The organism is Pseudomonas sp. 2FG, assembly GCF_005502935.1.
GTDB lineage: Bacteria > Pseudomonadota > Gammaproteobacteria > Pseudomonadales > Pseudomonadaceae > Aquipseudomonas.
Map to the genome: position 1 here is coordinate 226,970 of NZ_SCMP01000004.1, position 22,506 is coordinate 249,475.

Annotated in this window: 20 protein-coding genes; 11 read left to right on the forward strand and 9 right to left on the reverse strand. The window is 61.3% G+C overall.

Annotated features, from left to right (window positions below; translation table 11 throughout):
- Positions 1-51: 51 nt before the first annotated feature.
- The 3 genes from FFS13_RS06185 to FFS13_RS06195 are packed head-to-tail and all read left to right on the forward strand — an operon-like array spanning position 52 to position 3,204.
- Complete coding sequence (locus FFS13_RS06185; protein ID WP_137818227.1) at positions 52-279, forward strand: PP0621 family protein; 228 nt, start codon at positions 52-54, stop codon at positions 277-279.
- Positions 269-1,861 carry a PAS domain-containing sensor histidine kinase gene (locus tag FFS13_RS06190; protein ID WP_218568598.1) on the forward strand — a complete coding sequence of 531 codons (1,593 nt, stop codon included), beginning with the start codon at positions 269-271 and terminating at the stop codon, positions 1,859-1,861. The genes FFS13_RS06185 and FFS13_RS06190 overlap by 11 nt, the downstream gene beginning before the upstream one ends.
- A gap of 2 nt (positions 1,862-1,863) precedes the next feature.
- Positions 1,864-3,204, forward strand: coding sequence for a sigma-54 dependent transcriptional regulator (locus FFS13_RS06195; protein WP_137818229.1), 1,341 nt, complete (start codon positions 1,864-1,866; stop codon positions 3,202-3,204).
- A 49-nt stretch (positions 3,205-3,253) separates the two neighbouring features.
- Here FFS13_RS06195 and thiO read toward each other — a convergent pair whose 3' ends face one another.
- Positions 3,254-4,363 carry a glycine oxidase ThiO gene (thiO, locus tag FFS13_RS06200; RefSeq protein ID WP_137818230.1) on the reverse strand — a complete coding sequence of 370 codons (1,110 nt, stop codon included), beginning with the start codon at positions 4,361-4,363 and terminating at the stop codon, positions 3,254-3,256.
- Between the two features lie 66 nt (positions 4,364-4,429).
- Here thiO and FFS13_RS06205 point away from each other — a divergent pair, with 66 nt between their 5' ends.
- From FFS13_RS06205 to FFS13_RS06235, 7 genes are all read left to right on the forward strand, one after another.
- Complete coding sequence (locus tag FFS13_RS06205) at positions 4,430-4,939, forward strand: GspH/FimT family pseudopilin (RefSeq protein ID WP_137818231.1); 510 nt, start codon at positions 4,430-4,432, stop codon at positions 4,937-4,939.
- A gap of 99 nt (positions 4,940-5,038) precedes the next feature.
- Positions 5,039-5,521, forward strand: coding sequence for a GspH/FimT family pseudopilin (locus FFS13_RS06210; protein WP_137818232.1), 483 nt, complete (start codon positions 5,039-5,041; stop codon positions 5,519-5,521).
- Entirely contained in the window at positions 5,512-5,988 is a 477-nt protein-coding gene (pilV, locus tag FFS13_RS06215; protein ID WP_137818233.1) for a type IV pilus modification protein PilV, read from the forward strand. Before FFS13_RS06210 ends, pilV begins: the two co-directional genes overlap by 10 nt.
- Complete coding sequence (locus FFS13_RS06220; protein WP_137818234.1) at positions 5,985-7,007, forward strand: PilW family protein; 1,023 nt, start codon at positions 5,985-5,987, stop codon at positions 7,005-7,007. The genes pilV and FFS13_RS06220 overlap by 4 nt, the downstream gene beginning before the upstream one ends.
- Before the next feature lie 2 nt (positions 7,008-7,009).
- Positions 7,010-7,516 carry a PilX N-terminal domain-containing pilus assembly protein gene (locus FFS13_RS06225; RefSeq protein ID WP_137818235.1) on the forward strand — a complete coding sequence of 169 codons (507 nt, stop codon included), beginning with the start codon at positions 7,010-7,012 and terminating at the stop codon, positions 7,514-7,516.
- 29 nt (positions 7,517-7,545) lie between these two features.
- On the forward strand, positions 7,546-12,240 hold the full coding sequence (locus tag FFS13_RS06230) for a pilus assembly protein (protein WP_137818236.1): 4,695 nt from the start codon (positions 7,546-7,548) through the stop codon (positions 12,238-12,240).
- A 5-nt stretch (positions 12,241-12,245) separates the two neighbouring features.
- On the forward strand, positions 12,246-12,686 hold the full coding sequence (locus tag FFS13_RS06235) for a type IV pilin protein (protein ID WP_137818237.1): 441 nt from the start codon (positions 12,246-12,248) through the stop codon (positions 12,684-12,686).
- 50 nt (positions 12,687-12,736) lie between these two features.
- On the opposite strand, the gene ispH is transcribed toward FFS13_RS06235, so the two are convergent.
- The 6 genes from ispH to murJ form a co-directional block, all read right to left on the reverse strand.
- Complete coding sequence (gene ispH / locus FFS13_RS06240; protein ID WP_137818238.1) at positions 12,737-13,681, reverse strand: 4-hydroxy-3-methylbut-2-enyl diphosphate reductase; 945 nt, start codon at positions 13,679-13,681, stop codon at positions 12,737-12,739.
- Positions 13,682-13,737: 56 nt separating this feature from the next.
- A complete protein-coding gene (locus FFS13_RS06245) occupies positions 13,738-14,190 on the reverse strand; it encodes a peptidylprolyl isomerase (protein ID WP_137818239.1) in 453 nt (150 codons plus the stop codon).
- Entirely contained in the window at positions 14,183-14,692 is a 510-nt protein-coding gene (lspA, locus tag FFS13_RS06250) for a signal peptidase II (protein ID WP_137818240.1), read from the reverse strand. Before lspA ends, FFS13_RS06245 begins: the two co-directional genes overlap by 8 nt.
- Entirely contained in the window at positions 14,685-17,516 is a 2,832-nt protein-coding gene (gene ileS / locus FFS13_RS06255; protein ID WP_137818241.1) for an isoleucine--tRNA ligase, read from the reverse strand. The genes lspA and ileS overlap by 8 nt, the downstream gene beginning before the upstream one ends.
- 10 nt (positions 17,517-17,526) lie before the next feature.
- Positions 17,527-18,465 (reverse strand): bifunctional riboflavin kinase/FAD synthetase, encoded by a 939-nt coding sequence (ribF, locus tag FFS13_RS06260; RefSeq protein ID WP_137818242.1) that lies wholly within the window; start codon positions 18,463-18,465, stop codon positions 17,527-17,529.
- 137 nt (positions 18,466-18,602) lie between these two features.
- Positions 18,603-20,141 carry a murein biosynthesis integral membrane protein MurJ gene (gene murJ, locus FFS13_RS06265; RefSeq protein WP_137818243.1) on the reverse strand — a complete coding sequence of 513 codons (1,539 nt, stop codon included), beginning with the start codon at positions 20,139-20,141 and terminating at the stop codon, positions 18,603-18,605.
- Between the two features lie 280 nt (positions 20,142-20,421).
- On the opposite strand from murJ, the gene rpsT reads away from it, so the two are divergent.
- Entirely contained in the window at positions 20,422-20,700 is a 279-nt protein-coding gene (rpsT, locus tag FFS13_RS06270) for a 30S ribosomal protein S20 (protein WP_119952336.1), read from the forward strand.
- 95 nt (positions 20,701-20,795) lie between these two features.
- On the opposite strand, the gene FFS13_RS06275 is transcribed toward rpsT, so the two are convergent.
- Positions 20,796-21,269 (reverse strand): CreA family protein, encoded by a 474-nt coding sequence (locus tag FFS13_RS06275; RefSeq protein WP_137818244.1) that lies wholly within the window; start codon positions 21,267-21,269, stop codon positions 20,796-20,798.
- 34 nt (positions 21,270-21,303) lie between these two features.
- The gene (gene proB / locus FFS13_RS06280) at positions 21,304-22,422 is read right to left on the reverse strand and encodes a glutamate 5-kinase (protein ID WP_137818305.1); all 1,119 of its coding nucleotides are present in this window, start codon (positions 22,420-22,422) and stop codon (positions 21,304-21,306) included.
- Positions 22,423-22,506: the final 84 nt, after the last annotated feature.

Sequence of the window (22,506 nt, forward strand, 5' to 3'; positions counted from 1 at the left end):
GGCGCGGCGTCCTTGGCTAAACTGCCAGCCTCTATAAAAGAAGAGCACATTATGGGCCGCCTGCTGTTCTGGATCGCATTGATCTCTGTCGCCTTCTGGCTATGGCGCCGCTTCAATCGCCCCGCCCGCCCCAGACCGAAAGCGGATGAGGCTACACCCATGGTTCGCTGTGCCCATTGCGGCGTGCATGTGCCGCGCGAGCACGCCCTCCAGCAGAACCAGCAGTGGTTCTGCAGCCAGGCCCACCTCGAGCAAGGTACCAAGCACGGTGAGCGTTGAAACACTGGCACTGAGCGGCCAGCAGGGCCTACGGATTCTGCGGCTCTATCACCTCTACCGACTGGCCATTGGTCTGGCTCTGGTATTGCTGATTTCCAGCAACCTCGACGACCAGTTGCTCGATCTGGCCAATGAGCGGCTGTTCCGCTATGGCAGCTGGCTCTATCTGGGCCTGAATAGCCTGTTCGCGCTGCTGGTGCGCCGGCCCCAACACCTGCTGCAAGTCTTCAGCCTGGCCCTGGTCGATGTCATCCTGCTCTCCGGGCTGTTCTACGCGGCTGGCGGTACGCCCAGCGGGATTGGCAACCTGCTGATCGTTGCGGTCGCCATCGCCAACATCTTGCTGCGCGGGCGGATCGGTCTGCTGATCGCCGCAGTCGCGGCCATTGGCCTGATCTATCTGACCTTCTATCTCAGCCTGCACAATCCGGCCGCCGTCGCTCAATATCTGCAAGCGGGCGCGCTTGGCGCGCTGTGCTTTGCCGCCGCACTCTTTGTTCAGGGGTTGACCCGCCGCCTGCACGTCAGCGAAAGCCTGGCCGAACAGCGCGCCGCCGATGTCGCCAATCTGGAAGCACTCAACGCGCAGATTCTGCAACGCATGCGCACCGGCATCCTGGTACTGGATGCCCAGCATCGCGTGCTGCTAGCCAACCAGGGCGCGCTAAGCCTGTTGGGGCGCGACGAACTGGCCGGGCAAGTTCTCGACCCGCTCTGCCCTGAACTGGTTAAACGCCTGCAACAGTGGCGGCATAACCCGACCCTGCGCCCCGCAAGCCTGCAAGCGACCCCCGACGGCCCAGTCTTGCAACCCAGCTTCGTCACCCTGCAGCGCGGCGAGCAACGCCACACCCTGGTGTTTCTCGATGACATCTCGCAAATCGCCCAACAAGCGCAACAGCTCAAGCTCGCCTCGCTCGGCCGCCTGACTGCCGGCATCGCCCACGAGATCCGCAACCCACTCGGCGCCATCAGCCACGCCGCGCAACTGTTACAAGAGTCCGAAGCCCTGGAAGGCCCAGACCAGCGACTGGCGCAGATCATCCAGGATCATTCGCGACGCATGAATCTGGTCATCGAGAACGTCCTCCAGCTCTCGCGCCGCCGCCAAGCCGAGCCCCAACTGCTGGACTTAAAATACTGGCTGCACCGTTTTGCCAGCGAATTTCGCAGCTCCACCACCGTGAATCAGCTCCTGCATCTGGAAACCACCGGCAGCACCATCCAGACCCGCATGGATCCGCATCAACTGACCCAGATCCTGACTAACCTGGTACAGAACGGCTTGCGTTACAGTGCGCTCCAGCACAGACAGGGCCAGGTCTGGCTCAAGCTATTTCGCGACGAAGCCAGCGACCTGCCCGTGCTCGAGGTGCTGGATAATGGCCTCGGCGTGCCGCCCGAGCAGCTGCAACATATCTTCGAGCCCTTCTACACCACAGAAACCAAAGGCACCGGACTGGGCCTGTATATTTCCCGCGAGCTGTGCGAAAGCAACCAGGCCCGCCTCGACTACAAAACCCGTGAAGTCGGCGGCAGCTGCTTCCGCATCACCTTCGCCCACCCGCGCAAACTGAGCTAACCATGACCGCACGGCAGAGAGCCCTGATCGTCGACGACGAGCCCGATATCCGCGAACTCCTGGAAATCACCCTGGGCCGGATGAAACTCGACACCCGTAGCGCACGCAACGTCAAGGAAGCCCGCGAGTGGCTGGCCCGCGAACCCTTCGACCTGTGCCTGACCGACATGCGCCTGCCGGATGGCACCGGCCTGGAGCTGGTGCAACATATCCTCCAGCGTCATCCGCAGGTGCCGGTGGCGATGATCACCGCCTACGGCAGCCTGGACACCGCGATCAACGCCCTCAAAGCCGGCGCTTTCGACTTCCTGACCAAGCCGGTCGACCTTGGCCGCCTGCGCGAACTGGTGGCCACGGCCCTGCGCTTGCGCGCCCCGGCCGGCGAAGAACTGCCGGTAGACAGCCGCCTGCTCGGTGACTCGCCGCCCATGCGCGTCCTGCGCAAACAGATCAGCAAACTCGCCCGCAGCCAGGCACCGGTCTATATCAGCGGCGAGTCCGGTAGCGGCAAGGAGCTGGTCGCCCGCCTGATCCACGAACAGGGGCCACGCATCGAGCAACCGTTCGTGCCGGTGAACTGCGGCGCGATCCCCTCGGAGCTGATGGAAAGCGAGTTCTTCGGCCACAAGAAAGGCAGCTTCACCGGCGCCATCGAGGACAAACAAGGGCTGTTCCAAGCCGCCAATGGCGGCACCCTGTTCCTCGACGAAGTCGCCGATCTGCCGCTGCCGATGCAGGTCAAGTTGCTGCGCGCCATTCAGGAGAAGGCCGTGCGCGCAGTCGGCGGCCAACAAGAGCTGGTGGTGGACGTACGCATTCTCTGCGCCACCCACAAGGATCTCGCCGCCGAAGTCGCCGCCGGACGCTTCCGCCAGGATCTCTACTACCGCCTGAACGTGATCGAGTTGCGCGTACCGCCACTGCGCGAGCGCCGCGAGGATATCGCCCAGTTGACCGAAGCCATGCTCAAGCGCCTGGCCGAAGGCACCGGCCTGGCCGCCGCCAAGCTCTGCACCGATGCCTTGGAGAAGCTGAAGAACTACCGCTTCCCCGGTAACGTCCGCGAGCTCGAGAACATGCTGGAGCGTGCCTACACCCTCTGCGAAGATGACCAGATCCAGGCCAGCGATCTGCGCCTGGCGGACACCACCGGCCCCATAGAGGCCGGTGATGCCAGCCTGGCGCAAATCGACAACCTCGAAGACTATCTGGAAAGCCTCGAACGCAAGCTGATCATGCAGGCCCTGGAAGAGACCCGCTGGAACCGCACGGCAGCAGCGCAACGCCTGGGCCTGACGTTCCGCTCGCTACGCTACCGGCTGAAGAAGCTGGGCGTGGATTGAGGCCTGTATCCGTAGGAGCCAGCTTGCTCGCGAAGCTCTTCAGCGGCTGTTAGCCCAAGCGCCCAGCCGGCGCATAGGGCGCGGGATCGACAATCGGCTCGCGCCCCAGCATCAAGTCCGCCAACAACTGGCAGGATGCCGGGGCCAAGACCAAACCATTGCGATAATGCCCGCAGTTCAACCAGAGCCCCTCGAAACCCGGCACCGGCCCGATAAAGGGAACACCCTCCGGCGAGCCAGGGCGCAAACCGGCCCAATGCCCCACCACCTCGGCCTCAGCCAAGGCTGGCAGCAGCTCGACCGCCGACGCCTTGAGGCTGGCCAATGCATCCTCGGTGGGTGTCTTGTCGAAGCCGGCATGCTCCAAGGTGCTGCCGATCAGGATATGTCCATCCTTGCGCGGAATGGCATAACGCCCTTTGGCCAGTACCATGCTCGGCAAAAAATCCTCGGCGCACTTGTAGAGGATCATCTGCCCCTTCACCGGCTCGACCGGTAACTCGATACCGAGACCGGCCAGCAGCTCACCACTCCAGGCCCCAGCTGCGACCACCACCCGATCCGCATGAATATCCCCGTCAGCGGTATGCACACCACAGATACGCTCACCCTCACGAATAAAGCCGCTAACCGCACACTGCTCGTGCAGGGTTACGTTCGGCATGCGCAACAACGCCGAGCGCAACGCCCTGGTCAAGCGCGGGTTGCGCACATTGGCCACCCCCGGCATATGCAGTGCCCGGGAGAACCCCGGCCCCAGCGGCGGCACCGCCTCGTGCACCGAGTCGAGATCCACCGAATGTAGCGGCCGGCCCTCTCGTACGGCCCAGGCCAGCGCCTCGGCCTCGTCATCCAGATCCAGCCAGTACAGGCCGGTGACATGTACCTCGGGATCAATCCCGGTCTCGGCCAGCAACTGCTCGCCTAAGCGCGGATAGAAATCCTGCGACCAATGCGCCAGCGCCGTCACCGCCGGGCTGTAGCGCCAGGGATAAAGCGGCGAAACGATGCCACCGCCAGCCCAGGAGGCCTCGCGGCCTGCGGTCTGACGCTCCAACAACCTGACCGACACACCACCGACGGCCAGACCGTAAGCGCTCAACAGCCCTACAACCCCGCCCCCAATCACTATCACTCGTTTCTCTTCACAACTTGGCATCCGAAGAATCCGCTCTACACTGCTTCACGACTGATTGATCACAACTCTGGCAAGGATGCTGGAATCATGAAAACGATGCACGGCCAAACCCTGGTCGAGCTGATGGCCTGTCTATTGATCGGCGGCATTATGCTCAGCTTGGCACTTCCCTCATTCTCTTCAATCCTGCAACGCAACCAACAGACCCAGACCGTCAACCAGCTATTGGGAACCCTGCATTATGCCCGCGGCTCGGCGGTCATGAGTCGTAAGACAATCGGAATCTGCGCTGGAGACACAAGCTGTGACTCTGAGGCTCTTTGGCAGGGCCACTTGTTGGTCTTCGATGATCTCAACCGCAATGGCCAACTCGACTCAGGTGAAGCTCAGCTACGCCAGGAGCAACTACCCGAGGGTTATGCTTGGCACTGGTCGAGAAGTAGCCCTTACCTGCTGCTCGAAGCCGATGGCACCACCCGCGCGCTTAATGGCACGTTCACCCTCTGCCGAGACGGAGCCCCGCTCCAGCAAATTGTGATCAATCTAACAGGCCGAGTGAGAACTCGAGCACCCGTGGCCGGTGCCCGCTGCAGCTGAGCGACAGCTCGTCGCGCTATCGGCTCGTTTATCCTGCCATTGCTGGTATTTGCCCACTCATACGGTAGGGTTCAATTGGGCCTTACCGGATAAAAAGCAATGCACTCGCGCAATGGATTTACCCTGATCGAACTGATGGTCGTCATCGCCATAGTGGCGATCCTGGCGAGCATTGCCGTTCCAAGCTTTCGCATACTGATCCTGAATAACCGCATCACCACCCAGACCAACGGTCTGCTGGGCCTACTGCAATTGGCCCGCAGCGAAGCGGTGACTCAACGACAACAAGTCACTGTCTGCCCCAGTAGCGATCAGAGCACTTGCAACAGCCCTAATTGGAGTGACGGGGGCCTTGCACGAGGCAATGACGGCACCGTCATCCGTGTCATGCCGGCCAGCGCTGACCCCAGCACCCGCGGAGCCGTCGCGATCGTCTATGAAACGGACGGTACCAGCGCGGCCGGAGGAACCCTGCGAGTCTGCGACGAACGAGGCGATGCCGACTCAAGAAGGATTAGCGTCAACGCTGCGGGCCAGGCCAGCAGCCGCACCTTCCAAGCTGGAGATCAGGCATGTCCATAAGAGCCTCCACCCGAGAACACGGCTTCAGCCTGATCGAAGTCCTGGTCGCCCTGTTGGTACTAGCCATCGGCCTGCTCGGCATGGCCAGCCTGATGCTGACCAGCATGAAGTCCAACCAGAGCGCCTATCAGCGCAGCCAGGCCAATTGGCTGGCCTACGACATAGCCGAACGCATGCGACTCAATCGGGATTTGGCCACTTCTGGCAACAGCTACGTGATTACCTCCACCACCGACCCGAACGACCCAGGGTGCAAGGCCAACGGCTGCTCCGCAGCCAATCTCGCGACATTGGATGTGCGCGAATGGCTGGATCAACTGGCCCAGGCCGGCGTCGAGGGCACCGTGGCGCGCAACGGTAACCAATACACCATCACCATCAGTTGGCAGGAAGACAGCGCCGCCGGCATCTGCAACCCGGTCAACGGCACGCCCCAGTGCTCCTTCGTTTTAAGGGTCGATCTATGAAGCACCGGCAAACACCGCTCCAGACAACACAGCAGGGCCTGTCCCTGATCGAGCTGATGGTGGCCATCCTGCTCAGTTCGCTGCTGCTCTTGGGCGTCCTGCAAATGTTCAGCAACACCAGCGCCAGCGACAAGGCCAATACCGCACTTGCCCGCTTGCAGGAAAGCGGTCGGGTAGCGCTGGAAATACTCAAACAGGACCTGCGCCGTACCGGCTATATCGGCTGCGCGAGCCCCACTCCCCTGGAGCCAGAGGATCTATATCCCGAAGGTCACACCCCTACCCGGAATTTCCCGGCCGATGCTATCGGCGTACAGGACATTGACACCGATGAAGGCCCAGGCACCGCCAGCGATAAACTCACAGTTGTGCACGGTTCAGCCGTCCCGGCCGAACTCAAGGACATTTCCGGCTCGACCGCCATCCTGGTTACCAGGGATGCAAACTTGCGGATTGGCAACGGCGTAGGCCAAGAGTTTGTCTTGACCGACTGCGAAAAGGTCTATGTGTTTAGCGCGACGGTTTCCGCATCCAGTGCGAACGATGTATCCAGCAAACCCATTAAGCGTGACAAGCTGGGTTTCCAGTACCGCCTCACTCAGATCAAAGACAAAAACGGTGCCCCCCTTAATGCTGTCGGAGACTTCCGCGTGGAGGGCGCGCAAATAGTCCGTCTTGGCCAAGTGACCTATGACGTCAGCAATGGAGCCCTGCGTAAAAATGGCGCAGAACTGATCGCCAACGTCGACAACTTCCAAGTGCTGTACGGAATTAACGACGCAGGGCAAACCCGCTGGGTCAATGCCGACGGCCTGGACGACGACCTGCGCGGCCAGATCAGCCAGGTGCAGATCAGCCTGGTGATCGCCAGCCCAGAGAATGCCGCCAGCGGCATCAGCAACCAGGTCTTCAATATCGCCAACATTGGAGCGAACACCCAACTCGCGGCCGCCAACAATCAGCGGCTGCGCCGCGTATTCAATACCACCATCGACATGAGAAACCGGAGCATAGATTGACTATGAAGCCTCTTGCCCGAAATCAGCGCGGTGTCGTTTTGGTCGTCAGTTTGATTCTCTTGCTGCTGCTGACCGTGCTGGCCATCTCGGCCTCCACCACCTCATCGCTGCAAGAGCGTATGGCCTTCAACGCTCAGGAAAACAATATCGCCTTCCAGACAGCCGAGAGTGGCCTGGCCTCGATAGACACCACTGCAACGAGCCCAATGAGCACCTGTGACTACTCCCCCCTCAAGCGAACCTACGACGCCGAGTCGGACACTGACATTCTGTTGCACACTTACATTCAGCCGGTCACTTACGCCAGCGGCCGCACCACTCGTGCATCAGTTAGGATCGTTTACACGGAGACAGGCGACCTAACCGTCAACCCGGGCACGCCCATCACCGGGCGCTATGACATGTCCAGCACCGCCACCCTGGACGCGACCGCGACCACGGCGGGCACCATTGAAGCAAATACCAACGCATTGCACCGCCAGGGCTATCGCTGCCTTGGATTCAACTGAGACTGCTAAGGCAGACTGAGGGAACAGCCATGAAAATCCGCCAGAACAAACTCCACCGCTTGGCCCTCAGCACGCTTTCCAGCTTGTTGATTCTCAGTGCAGCGAATAGCTATGCCGACGATACCGAAATCTTCTTCGGCGGCCCGGCGATCGACGACAGCGTCCGCCCCAATGTGCTGTTCATCCTCGACAACTCCGGCTCCATGGCCTGGCGTACCGACAGCAACAGCAGCCCCTCCGGCAGCGAAAAGTCGCGAATGCAGATCCTCAAGGAGTCCTTCTCCACCATCATCAACAATGCCGGCGCCATCAACGCCGGGATCATGGTGCTGAACGAACGCAGTGCCTACAACAACACCCGCATGGTCTACCCGGTCAGCAATATCGACGCCCCGCTACCCAGTTCGGTGCAGCAGGTTGCCAGCACCCCGCAGATTCTGGTCAGTGGCGATGACGCCACCCAGAGTTCTTTGGTCAGTACCGCTGTAATCGGCGACACCAGCTTAGTGATGGGAAATATTTCCACTCCCATTCTGGTCGGCACCACCAACACCAATACCCTGCGGAATGATGGCTCGTACTTTCTCACCAGCACCGGTTATGCCTGCGCCAACAACCCAGCAACGCTCACGCCTCCGGCAGGGAGACCGAGCGTCAACTGTCCAACCGGTGTGATCACCACAAGCAACCTGCGCAACAGTAGCGCAGGAAAGACCTCACTGTTTCACTTCCGTGGCCTCAGCCAGCCAGCCAACTACACCATCACCAGTGCGTACCTGGAGTTGGTGCCGACCAACAGCCAAAACAGCAACAAACCAACCCTCAATATCCGCATCGAGCGCTCGAAAACTCCGGCCGCCCTGGATGACAGCGGCCTATTGAGCCCCGCTGGCAATCCCCGCAACTTCATCACTGGCTCGGCAACTGCCAGCAGTTGGACGAATGGGGCACCCGCGCGAGTTGATATCACCAGCATGCTGCTTGATCTTCAAAATGACGATGCAAACCCGATCGGGGATCTTCTGCTCAGCTTCCGTGCCACCTCGAGCACTCGTGACTACATCTTCAATGCCCAAGGTGCCACCAGCTCGCTCATGCCCCGCATCGTGGTCAACTACCAGCAACCAAGCACTCAGATCGAGTCACGTACCGGTGGCCTGCGCTTCCAGAATGTCGGCATTCCGCAAGGCGCCACAGTCCAGTCTGCTTATCTATCCTTCGCCCCGGCAGCCAGCAATAGCGACCCGATCCGTTTCGACGTTCAGGCTGAAAAAGTTGCCGATGCGGCAACTTTTACTAACAGCACCAACATGACGGCGCGAGTCAAGACCACTGCTGTAACTGGCTGGGATGCTCCCGCCTGGATCAATGACTCCCCCCCCGAGCATGTGCAGGGTCCAGATGTCAAAGCCCAAGTGCAGGAAGTAGTCAATCTGGCCGGCTGGTGCGGCAATAACTCCATGGCCTTCTATCTGGACCCCACATCTGGTAGCGGCTCACGCACCGCACACAGCATCGATGGCGCGCCAGGCTTGCAACCGACCCTGACTGTTACCTACACGGGTGGCTCCGGTGGCTGCCTGAACCCGATCATCGAGGCCAGCGTCATTGACCCGAAAAATGACGCCTACGAGGACAGCAACGGCAACATGAGCCTTGGCGCTAACACTCTGCCGGTGACTACAACCAGCTTTGCCGCGCGCTACGAGGGCGTCCCCATCAGACAGGGCGCAACCATTCTAGATGCCCAGGTCATACTGACACCCGCAAACACCATTGCCAACCCGACTGTCAACTCGAACGTGCGCTTCGAGAACACAGACAACTCCGTCCCCATGACCGCTACATCTAACAACATAAGTAACCGCTCGGATACTGCCGACAATTATTGCACCATCAACAACTGGGTTGCCGGCACGCCCTTCACCTGCAGCCAGAGCGGCATCAAAACAGGCCTGCAAAGCGTCATCAATCGTGCCGGCTGGGCGCCTGGTAACGCCCTGCTGGTGTCCTTGCGCCAGGGCAGTGCCAGCAGCCTGCTTGCCCAAGCTTACGAGACCAACCCGGCTCAATCCGTCAAGCTGCGCATCAAGATCGCCAGCGGCGGCCTGGCCAGCAGTACCTATACCGTACGCCAGCATCTCAATGCCCTGGTGCAGTCCATGAACGCCAGCGGCGTCACCCCCATAGTGCCCACCTACTACGAGACCGCGCAGTACCTGCGCGGCGAGCGCAGCGGGTATGCCAGCCCCATCATCAGCGCCTGCCAGACCACCCACGTGGTGCTGCTGACCGATGGCCAGGCAAATGGCTCTTCCAGCGCATCGCAGAGCGGTATTGGCACCTGGGCAGGCAGCTGCACAGGCGATGCGAGCGCCACTAGCGAGCAGTGCGGCAGAACCCTGGCTACCTGGCTGGGCGACACCGACCAGTCCGGCTTCGATGGCGACAACTTCATCACCACCCACACCATCGGCTTCGCCCTGGGCGCACTGGCACCCAACACAGCACCGCAGACCTTCCTCGACGACCTCGCCGCCAACGGTGAAGGCTCCGCCTATACCGCCGACAACGCCAGCGAGCTGAGCCAGGCCTTCAGCCAGATCCTGCAGAATGTGCTGAGCACCGACACCACCTTCGTCAGCCCTGGCGCCGCCGTAAACCAGTTCAACCGCCGGAGCAACAAGAACGAGGTGTACTTCGCCCTGTTCAAACCCTCGGAAACCAACCGCTGGGTCGGTAATCTGAAGCGCTATGCCCTCAACAGCGGCTCAGGTGACATCATCCTCGATGCCGACAATGTCGGCGCCGTCGACTCGACCACCGGTTTCTTCAAGAGCAGCGCCCGCAGTTTCTGGAGCAACCCAGCTGATGGCAACAACACGGCGCTCGGTGGTGTTGCCAGCCAGCTACCCGCTGCCGCCAGCCGCAAGGCCTTCACCTATATCGGCACCTCACCCGCCACCCCGGCCAATCTCAACAGCGCCACAAATCGCCTGGAAGATGCCAACGCAGCCATCACCACCGGCCTCTTGGGGGCTGCCGATGCGACCGAGCGCACCGAGCTGATCAACTGGATTCGCGGCCTGAATACCGATGGCAGTGCCCGCAAGGCTGTCGGCGACCCACTGCATTCGATTCCACGACTGGTCACCTATGAGTGCACAGAATTCACCGACAGCAGCCTGACCCAGTGCAAGACTGAAGACCAGAGCGCCTTTGTCGGCACCAACGAGGGCTTCGTGCATGCCTTCGACACCAACACCGGGGCCGAACAGCTGGCGTTTATGCCACAAGAGCTGCTCAGCAACATCAAGGACCTGAAGGCCAATGCCCGCTCGACCTCACTGGCTCCACGCAAGTACGGCATGGACAACACCGTTGCCGTCTGGGTCAACGATGCCAACCGGAACGGCGTGATCTACGGCGGCCGCGACCCCAGTTCCACCAGTTCGCCGCCAGCCAGCCTGAGTGGTCTGAACAGCGGGGAGTTTGTCTACGCCTATGCCACCATGGGCCGCGGCGGACGCAGCCTCTATGCCCTGGATGTCACCAACCGCGACAACCCGAAAATGCTCTGGTTCAAGGACAGCAGCAGCGCCGGCTTCTCGCGCCTGGGTCAGACCTGGTCGACGCCGGTGGTTACCAAGATTGACGTCAACGGCACAGAGACGCCTGTTCTGATGTTCACCGGTGGTTATGACGACAATCAGGACGACGTCAACGCCCGCACTGCCGATGTCATGGGCAATGCCATCTATATAGTTAACGCCAAAACCGGCGCCTTGATCTGGTCCGCCAGTAGCGCCAGCGGCCATACCCAGCAACTAAACAAGATGCTCTACAGCATGCCGAGCAGCCTGCGGGTCATCGATATCGACCGCGACGGCCTCGCCGACCAGTTCTTCGCGACCGACATGGGCGGTCAGGTCTGGCGCTTCTTCATCAACAACGGCAATGCCGCCAGCAGCCTGGTCAGCCCTCTGGACAGCGGATCCGGCAGCACTGCTGACGGCGTGTTTGCCAGCGTCATTCCGGCCGATACCGGTAGCGAGACCCCAGCCCAGCTGGAGTCCAAACTCCGGCGTTTCTACAACGAACCCAGCGTTGCCCTGCTGACCGTTGCCGGAAGCAAGACCCTGGCGGTCAGCGTCGGCTCCGGCTATCGCGGCCACCCACTGGATACCGGCACTGAGGATCGCTTTTATTCCTTCCGCACGCCTATCCTCTACAGCAATGCCGCCCATACGATCTTGACGGAAAGCAATCTGTATGACGCCACCAACAATTTGATCCAAGGTGGCAGTGCTGCGGAGAAAGCAGCTGCGGCCAGTGCGTTCGCCAGCTCACCGGGCGGTTGGTATATCCGTCTGAATGATGATGGTGAAAAGGTTCTGTCGGACGCCATCACCTTTTCCGGCAAGCTGTTCTTCAACACCTATGAGCCGACCGCCGCCAGCAACTCCTGCCAGGCCGTTCTAGGCATCGGCCGCGCTTACGCGGTCAACCTCTACGATGCCACTCCAGCTGCACAGAACGCTGACGGTACCCCGGGTTCACGTTTCAGCCTGCTGAAAACTGGCGGCATCCCGCCTGAACCCATCGTACTTTTCCCGGATGCCGGCTCTGGCCAATCAAAAAAACCCGTTGTGTGCACCGGCACCAAGTGCACTGAAGAGAGCTCAGTTCCCCCCGGATCATCCTACTGGATTGACGAGAGCTAATACCCATGCCACGACAGAGCCAAGGCTTTACCCTGATCGAACTGATGATCACCATGGTGGTGGTCGGCATCCTCGCCGCCATAGCTATTCCCAGCTACCAGGGCTATGTGCGGCGCACCGCCTGTGAGGACGCCAAGGGCGCCCTCACAGGTCTGGCCAATGCGATGGAGCGTTATAGAGCCCAGCGGGGCGATTATTTACAGGCTGCGGCAGGCCAGGCCGATACTGGCGCACCTGCAATATTCGCCACCCAAAGCCCGATCGAGGGCACGCCACAATTCAACCTGACTATTGATCAAGCCACTGCCAGCACCTACACCGTAAAAGCTAACCCTATAGCTGGCAGTCTCTTGGCCGGCCAAGGTGATCTCACTCTGACTTCCGCTGGAATTCGCGCGGGTAGTGCTCCGCTGGGAGTGATGTGGGGAAGTTGCCGAGGCATATAAGCGACAACGGGGCCATATGGGCCCCGTTCTTTTTTATCCGACTCGCATTTCTACAACGCCTTGACCCGCAACTCCTTCGGCATCGAGAAGGTCACATTCTCCGGCCGCCCATCCAGTTCCTCCGCACCAATCGCCCCCCACTCACGCAAGCGCTCCACCACGCCGCGCACCAGCACCTCGGGGGCCGAGGCGCCGGCGGTGATACCAATACTCTGGCAATCGTCGAACCAGCTGCGCTGCAAATCCTCGGCGCCATCGATCAGATAGGCCGGCGTCCCCAGACGCTCGGAAAGCTCGCGCAGGCGATTGGAGTTGGAGCTGTTCGGGCTACCCACCACCAGCACCACATCACACTCCGCTGCCAGCTGTTTGACCGCATCCTGGCGGTTCTGGGTGGCGTAGCAGATGTCGTCCTTGCGTGGGCCGCCGATGCTGGGGAACTTGCTGCGCAGGGCGTCGATGACGCGGCTGGTGTCATCCATCGACAAGGTGGTCTGGGTGACGAAGGCCAAGGTCTCAGGATTGCGCACCTGTAAGCGCTCGACATCCGCCTCGTCTTCCACCAGGTAGATGGCGCCGCCGTTGCCGGCATCGTACTGACCCATGGTGCCTTCCACTTCGGGATGGCCGGCGTGGCCGATGAGGATGCATTCACGGCCGTCGCGGCTGTAGCGAGCCACCTCGATATGCACCTTAGTCACCAGCGGGCAGGTGGCATCGAATACCTTGAGGCCACGCTGCTCGGCTTCCTGGCGCACCGCCTGGGACACGCCATGGGCGCTGAAGATGACGATGACGTTGTCCGGCACCTGCTCCAGCTCTTCGACGAACACGGCGCCACGCGCACGCAGATCCTCGACCACGAACTTGTTGTGCACCACTTCATGGCGCACGTAGATCGGCGGACCGAAGACTTCCAGGGCGCGGTTGACGATTTCGATCGCGCGGTCGACCCCGGCACAGAAGCCACGGGGGTTGGCGAGTTTGATTTGCATGGGTGTTTCCCTCATCCGCCCCTACGGGCCACTTGCTCCCGAAGGGAGAAGGAAAGTTAGACCGGTTTGACCTCGATGATCTCAACCTGAAAACTCAGGGTCTTGCCGGCCAGCGGGTGATTGAAGTCGATGGTCACCTGGGCAGCATCGAAAGCTTTGACCACGCCTGGCAACTCGGTGTTCGCGGCGTCATTGAAGATCACCAGCAAGCCTTCGGACAGCTCCATATCCTGAAACTGCGCGCGCGGCATCACCTGCACATTCTGTGGGTTGAGCTGGCCAAAGCCGCGCTCCGGCTCGACCTGCAGGGTGCGTTTGTCGCCCGCCTTGAGACCGAACAAGGCGGCCTCGAAACCCGGCAGCAGGTTGCCGTCGCCGACCCTGAAGGTGGCGGGTTGCTTATCAAAGGTACTGTCCACGACTTCGCCCGAGTCGAGGTTCAGGGCGAAGTGCAGGGTAACTTCCTTGTCCGGACCAATACGCTGCTCAGTGACGAGAGTCTCAGTCATGGGCGGGTTCTCCGGATTTCTTAGTTTTGAACATATCCAGGGCCAGCAGGATGGCGCCGAGCGTGATTGCGCTATCGGCGATGTTGAACGCCGGGAAGTACCAGCGGTTCTGCCAATGCACCAGGATGAAATCGACCACATGGCCGAGCATGACGCGGTCATACAGATTGCCCAGCGCACCGCCCAGCACCAACGCCAGGGCGATGGCCAGCCAGGTTTCTTCGACCTTCAGGCGCTTGAGCCAGACCACCAGAACCGCACTGACACCTAGGGCGATCAGCGCGAACAGCCAGCGCTGCCAGCCCGAGCTGTCCGCCAGGAAGCTGAACGCCGCGCCGGTGTTGTACGCCAGCGTCCAGCTGAAGTAATCCGGGATCACCACGATTTGCTGGTGCAGGGTCAAGGCGCCCTCGAAATAGAACTTGCTCGCCTGATCCAGCACGAACACCAGCACGCTCAGCCACAGCCAGGCCAAGCGTCCGAAACGGCTAGCCTCAGGCATAGTGACGCACCTCACCGGCACCGCCGATGTTGTCGACGCAGCGACCGCAGATTTCCGGATGCTCCGGGTTGACCCCGACATCCTCACGGTGATGCCAGCAGCGGCCGCACTTGGCGTGGCTGGATTTCACCACCTTGAGCTTGAGGCCGGAAACCTCGGTCTCCACCGCGTCAGCCGGCGCACTCGGCAGCGGCGCAACACTGGCCGTCGAGGTGATCAGCACGAAGCGCAGCTCGTTGCCGAGTTTGGCCAGGTCGGCGACCAACGCCTCTTCGGCATACAGCGTGACTTCGGCCTGCAGGTTGCCACCTATGGCTTTAGCCGCGCGGAGGTTTTCCAGCTCCTTGTTCACCGCCACTTTAACGGCCATGACCCGCTCCCAGAACGCCCGGTCCAGCGCGATACCTTCCGGCAGCTCGCTCAAGCCCTGGTACCAGGTATTCAGCATCACCGACTCATTACGCGCGCCCGGCAGGTACTGCCAGAGTTCATCGGCAGTAAAGGACAGGATCGGCGCAATCCAGCGCACCAGTGCTTCGGCGATATGGAACAGCGCCGTCTGGCAGGAACGCCGTGCGGTGCTATCCGCCGCGGTGGTGTACTGGCGGTCCTTGATGATGTCGAGGTAGAAACCGCCCAATTCCTGGACGCAGAAATTGTGCACCTTCTGGTAAACGTTCCAGAAGCGGTACTCGCCGTAAGCCTCTTCCAGCTCGCGTTGCAGCAGCAGGGCGCGATCCACCGCCCAGCGATCCAGCGCCAGCATGTCTTCGGCCGGCAGCAGGTGCTGAGCCGGATCGAAGCCGCTCAGGTTGGAGAGCAGGAAGCGTGCGGTGTTGCGGATACGCCGGTAGGCATCGGCGCTGCGCTGCAGGATCTGCTGCGAGACCGCCATCTCCCCGGAGTAGTCGGTCGCGGAAACCCACAGGCGCAAGATGTCGGCACCCAAGGTGTCGGTGACTTGCTGCGGCGCGATCACGTTGCCCATCGACTTGGACATCTTGCGACCGTTCTCATCGACGGTGAACCCGTGGGTGAGCAGTTCGCGATAAGGCGCGTGGCCGTCGATGGCACAACCGGTGAGCAGGGACGAATGGAACCAGCCACGGTGCTGGTCCGAACCTTCCAGGTACAGGTCCGCACGCGGCCCACTCTCGTGGCCCAGCGCGTGCGAGCCGCGCAGCACGTGCCAATGGGTGGTACCGGAATCGAACCAGACGTCCAGGGTGTCGCTGATCTTGTCGTAGTGGGCGGCCTCGGCACCGAGCAGTTCGGCCGCATCCAGCTTGAACCAGGCCTCGATGCCATCCCGCTCCACGCGCTGGGCGACCTTCTCCATCAGCTCGACGGTATCCGGATGCAGATCGCCGCTTTCCTTATGCAGGAAGAACGGGATCGGCACGCCCCAGTTACGTTGGCGCGAAATGCACCAGTCCGGCCGGCCGGCGATCATGCCGTGCAGGCGCGCCTGGCCCCAGGCCGGTACGAAATCGGTTTGCTCGATGCCGGTCAGCGCCCGCTCACGCAGGGTGGCGCCTGCGGTCGGTTGCTTGTCCATGCCGACGAACCACTGCGCCGTGGCGCGGTAGATCAGCGGAGTCTTGTGGCGCCAGCAGTGCATATAGCTGTGGCTGATGGTTTCGGTGTGCAGCAGGCTGCCCACTTCGGCGAGTTTGTCGACGATGTTCGGGTTGGCCTTCCAGATGAACTGGCCACCGAAGAACGGCAGCGACTCGACATACACACCGTTGCTTTGCACCGGGTTGAAGATGTCGTCGTTGACCATGCCGTAGCGCTTACAGGTGTGGAAGTCGTCCTCACCGTAGGCAGGCGAGGAATGGACCACGCCAGTGCCTGCGCCCAACTCGACGTATTCCGCCAGGTAAACCGGCGACAGGCGCTCGTAGAAGGGGTGGCTGAAGTTGATCAGTTCCAGGGCTTCGCCTTTCGCGGTGGCGAGCACCGAACCTTCCAGCTGGTAACGCTGCAGGCAGGATTCGACCAGCTCCTCAGCCAGCAGTAGCAGCTTGTCGCCCACATCCACCAAGGCATAGTCGAACTCCGGGTGCAGGTTCAGCGCCTGGTTGGCCGGGATGGTCCAGGGCGTGGTGGTCCAGATCACGATGGATGCCGGCTTAGGCAGCGCGGCCAGGCCAAAAGCGGCGGCCAGCTTGGCGTCATCGGCGCACGGGAAGGCCACATCGATGGTCGCGGACTTCTTGTCGGCGTACTCGACCTCTGCTTCAGCCAAGGCCGAGCCACAGTCGAAGCACCAGTTCACCGGTTTCAAACCCTTGAAGACGAAACCGCCCTTGACCATTTCCGCCAGGGCCCGGATCTCACCGGCCTCGTTGGTGAAGTCCATGGTTTTGTAAGGGTTGCTCCAGTCACCCAGCACACCCAGGCGGATGAAGTCGGCTTTCTGCCCCTCGATCTGCTCGCTCGCGTAGGCACGGCACAGTTCGCGGGTCTTGTCCGCGGACAGGTGCTTGCCGTGGGTCACTTCGACTTTGTGCTCGATCGGCAAGCCGTGGCAATCCCAACCCGGCACGTACGGCGCATCGAAGCCCGACAGGGTTTTCGAACGGGTGATGATGTCCTTGAGAATCTTGTTGACCGCATGACCGATGTGAATATTGCCATTGGCGTAGGGCGGACCATCGTGCAGCACGAACTTCGGACGATCCTTACCAAGCTCCCGCAGTTTCTGGTACAGGCCAATGCTGTCCCAGCTCTGCAGGATTTGCGGCTCGCGCTGCGGCAGGCCGGCCTTCATCGGGAAGGCGGTGTCCGGGAGGTTTAGCGTGGCTTTGTAGTCGGTCATCTCAGGCTCTTCACTTAAGCGGTTGGCCCTGCCAATGGGCACGGGCGGCGGCGACATCCGCGTCTATCGCCGACTTCAGCGCCTCCAGGGAGGCGAAACGCTGCTCATCACGCAGCTTATGGTGGAATGCCACCGTCAAACGCCGGCCATAAATATCACCGGAAAAATCTAATAAATGCACTTCCAGATGGGCACGACCGTCGCCCTCCACCGTGGGCCGCACGCCGATATTCGCGACACCCGGACAGCGCTGCCCGTCCAGCTCGGTGCTGACCAGATAAACCCCGGTCAGCGGCACCCGACGGCGCTTGAGTTGCACGTTCGCCGTTGGCGTACCCAACTGGCGGCCGAGCTTTTGCCCATGCAACACCCGTCCGACGATCTGGAATGGCCGCCCCAGCAAGCGCTCCGCCAGCGGAAAATCCGCCGCTGCCAGCGCCTCACGCACCCGCGTACTGCTGACCCGCTGCCCATCGACCTCGACGGTCGCCGCCGCTTCCACGCTGAACCCCTCGGCCGCACCGGCTTGCAGCAAAAACTCAAAATCACCCGCACGATCACAACCGAAGCGGAAATCGTCACCGACCTCCAGATGCTGCACGCCAAGCCCTTCCACCAACACGGCGTGGACGAACTCGGCGGCACTCAACTCGCGCAGGCGAGGGTTGAACGACAGACACAGCACCCGGTCGACCCCTTCGGCGGCGAACAGCGCCAACTTGTCACGCAGACGCGCCAAACGCGCCGGCGCCAGGTCAGGGGCGAAGTACTCACGGGGCTGTGGCTCAAAAATCACCACACAGCTGGGCACGCCCAACTCGACCGCGCGCTCGCGCAGACGCGCCAGGATGGCCTGATGGCCGCGGTGCACGCCGTCAAAATTGCCGATGGTGGCAACACAGCCCCGATGCTGGGGCCGCAAGTTGTGGAGGCCTCGAACCAGCTGCATAGGACGCTTCTTGCTCACAAAGTGGTCGATTATACGCACACCCGGCGCCAGACAACAGGCGACAGGCCTAGCAGGAGCGACGGACGCCTGGGGCGAAAAAGCGAGAGCCGGTATCCGCGAGCGCCAGCCGCCCCGAATTACAACGCCGCCCTTCGGGCAAAGTCTTTCAAGCGGAACCCCAGCAACGCCAGCATGCCGAAATAGGCGACGACCCCGGCAACGACGAGAATTCCCAAGCGGATGAACCGCGCCAGCATGTCACCCTGCTCCCAGGCCGGCATAAAGTGCATGACACCCAACAACACTGCCGACATGACCAACACGGCGGCAATCAACTTAGCTAAAAACGTCCCCCAGCCAGGTTGCGGCTCGAACAGCTGCTGCTTGCGCAACTGCCAATACAGCAGACCGGCATTGATACAGGCGCCCAGACCGATGGCCAGGGCCAGCCCGGCGTGACGCAGCGGAAAGACAAAGGCCAGATTCATCAACTGGGTGACGACCAGGGTAAACAGTGCAATTTTGACCGGGGTGCGGATGTTTTGCCGGGCGTAAAACCCCGGAGCCAGCACCTTGACCAGAATGATCCCCAACAAACCTACCGAGTAGGCGATCAACGCGCGCTGGGTCATTTCCGCATCGAGGGCGGTGAATTTGCCGTACTGAAAGAGTGAGACCGTCAGCGGCTCCGAGAGAATCGCCAGCGCCAAGGCACAAGGCAGCGCCAGCAATAAACAGAGCCGCAGCCCCCAGTCCAGCAGGCGCGAATATTCATGCGTGTCGTTACCCGCATAGGTTCTCGACAGCGCCGGCAACAAAATCGTCCCCAGCGCCACCCCCAGAACCCCTGCAGGCAGCTCCATCAGGCGATCGGCGTAATACATCCAGGAGACCGAACCCGCCGCCAGAAACGAGGCGAAGATGGTGTTGATGATCAGCGAGATCTGACTCACCGACACCCCCAGAATGGCCGGCCCCATCTGTTTTAACACCCGCCAGACGCCGCGATCCCGCAGATTAAGGCGCGGCAGCACCAGCATGCCGATCTTCTTCAGATGCGGCAGTTGGTAAACCAGCTGCAAGAAGCCACCAACCAGCACCGCCCAGCCCAGCGCCATCACCGGCGGGTCGAAATAGGGCGTAAGGAACAAAGCGAAGCCAATCATGCTGATGTTGAGCAAAGTCGGCACGAAGGCCGGCACCGAGAAGCGGTTCCAGGTATTGAGTATCGCGCCGGCCAACGAGGCGAGCGAGATCAGCAATATATAAGGGAAGGTCACGCGCAGCAGCGCCGAGGTCAGCTCGAACTTTTCCGGAGTAGTGGTAAAGCCGGGCGCAGTCACCCAGATAACCCAGGGCGCCGCCAGCATCCCCAGCACGGTGACTAGCGCCAACACCAAGGTGAGCAAGCCCGACACATAGGCAATGAAGGTACGGGTCGCCTCCTCGCCCTGCTGGCTTTTGTATTCCGCCAGAATCGGTACGAACGCCTGCGAGAATGCGCCCTCGGCAAAAATCCGCCGCAGCAGGTTGGGCAGCTTGAAGGCGACAAAAAAAGCGTCCGTGGCCACGCCAGCGCCAAAAATCCGCGCCACTATGGTATCCCGGACAAAACCCAGCACACGGGAAAGCATCGTCATGGAGCTGACCGCGGCCAGCGACTTGAGTAAATTCATAGGGCTAGATTTCTACCGCTCGATTAGGTGCTACGACACTCAGGCTCAGCCGCGTGGGCCGCTCCGGCCTTGCGTCAATACTTGAGCTGGCCATTAACGCCAAGCCAAAGCCGGCGAGTGTAGAACCCAGACATAAATAAATCACGCCCTCATCCCAACCTCGCCCGTCGCCCGCCCTCCGTCAGACAGCCGAACCACACTTGACAAGGGCAGAACACATCGGCATGATTCGCGGCCTTATTTGTTAAGTCATTCCCCAAAGTTTTCGAGGAGCTCGACGGTGGCCAATACACCTTCTGCCAAAAAACGCGCTAAACAGGCTGAGAAGCGTCGTAGCCATAACGCCAGCCTGCGCTCCATGGTTCGTACCTACATCAAGAACGTGGTCAAGGCTATCGACGCCAAAGACCTCGAACTTGCCCAGACCGCCTACACTTTGGCTGTGCCAGTAATCGACCGTATGGCCGACAAAGGCATCATCCACAAGAACAAAGCAGCACGTCACAAAGGCCGCCTGAATGCCCACATCAAGGCACTCGGCGAAGCTGCTGCAGCTTAAGTCTGACGCACTAAAAAAACCGACCTGATGGTCGGTTTTTTATTGCCTGGAGAAAAGCAAGAACCCGGACCAAGATCCGGGTTAGCGATTGGCGCTTAAGACTTTTCCGGCCAGGGCAGGATCGGGATCGCAGTCACCGCATTCTGCGGACTACCCTCGATCACCCGGTCGCTGTAGACCAGATAGACCAGGGTATTGCGCTTACGATCGAAGAACCGCACCACCTGCATGGTCTTGAACACCAGGGAGGTGCGCTCCTGGAATACCACTTCACCCTCTTTCAACTCAGAGACGAAGCGAATCGCCCCGACCTGACGACAGGCGATCGAAGCCTCGGCCCGATCCTCTGCCAGACCCAAGCCACCCTTGACGCCGCCGGTCTTGGCCCGCGACAGGTAACAGGTCACGCCTTCGACCTTGGGATCGTCAAACGCCTCGACGACGATCTTGTCGTTCGGCCCCACCCACTTGAACACCGTGGAGACCTGACCGACCTCCTCCGCACTCACCCCAGACGACAGCAGCGGCAACACCAGCAGCGCACCCAGCAATCCATTAGCTATTCGCATCAGCAAACTCCTTGCCGCCCGCAGGCAGACTCACTCATACCAGAATCAAATTGTCGCGATGCACCAGCTCCGGCTCATCGACGTAACCCAGCAGTTTTTCGATAGCATCCGACGGCTGGCCGACGATTTTCTGCGCCTCGGCCGCGCTGTAGTTCGCCAGGCCGCGCGCCACTTCGCGCCCATCTGGTCCGACGCACACCACCATTTCGCCGCGGCGGAAGCCGCCCTGCACGGCCTTCACCCCAACCGGCAACAGGCTCTTGTGCCCTTGCTGCAAGGCCTTCACCGCCCCCGCATCCAACACCAGGGTGCCGCGCGTCTGCAGATGCCCGGCCAGCCACTGCTTGCGCGCCGCCAGCAAGCCGCGCTCCGGCGTCAGCAGCGTACCGAGACGCTCGCCCGCCTTAAGTCGGGCCAATACGCGCTCGATGCCACCACCAACGATAATCGTGTGCGCCCCGGAACGCGCCGCCAGCCGCGCCGCGCGCAGCTTGGTCTGCATGCCGCCACGCCCCAACGCGCCGCCCGTGCCGCCCGCCACCGCATCCAGCGCCGGATCGTCCGCACGGGCTTCGTGGATCAATTGGGCATCGGGATTGTGCCGCGGATCGGCATCGAACATGCCATCGCGGTCGGTGAGGATAACCAGCAGGTCAGCCTCAACCAGGTTGGCCACCAGCGCGGCCAGGGTATCGTTGTCGCCGAAACGGATCTCGTCGGTGACCACAGTGTCATTCTCGTTGATCACCGGAATCGCACCGAGCTCGACCAGGGTGCGCAAGGTGCTGCGCGCATTCAGGTAACGCTTGCGATCGGACAGATCGTCATGGGTCAGCAATATCTGCGCGGTATGCCGACCATGCTGGGCAAAACTGGACTCCCAAGCCTGCACCAACCCCATCTGCCCCACCGCTGCCGCCGCCTGCAACTCATGGATGGCGCTGGGGCGCGAACTCCAGCCCAGCCGACTCATACCGGCCGCCACCGCCCCGGAGGACACCAGCACCAGCTCTACGCCCGCCTCGCGCAGCGCGACCATCTGCTCGACCCACACCGCCATGGCCGCCCGATCCAGGCCGCGCCCATCAGCCGTCAGCAGCGCACTGCCGATTTTCACCACCCAGCGCCGTGCGCCCGTCACCTTGTCCCGCATCATCGTCCAACCTTGGTCAGCGAGCGACGCGACCAGCCCGGCGCCACCCTTGCGATTAGTCAGCACAACGCCGCTATTCAGCGG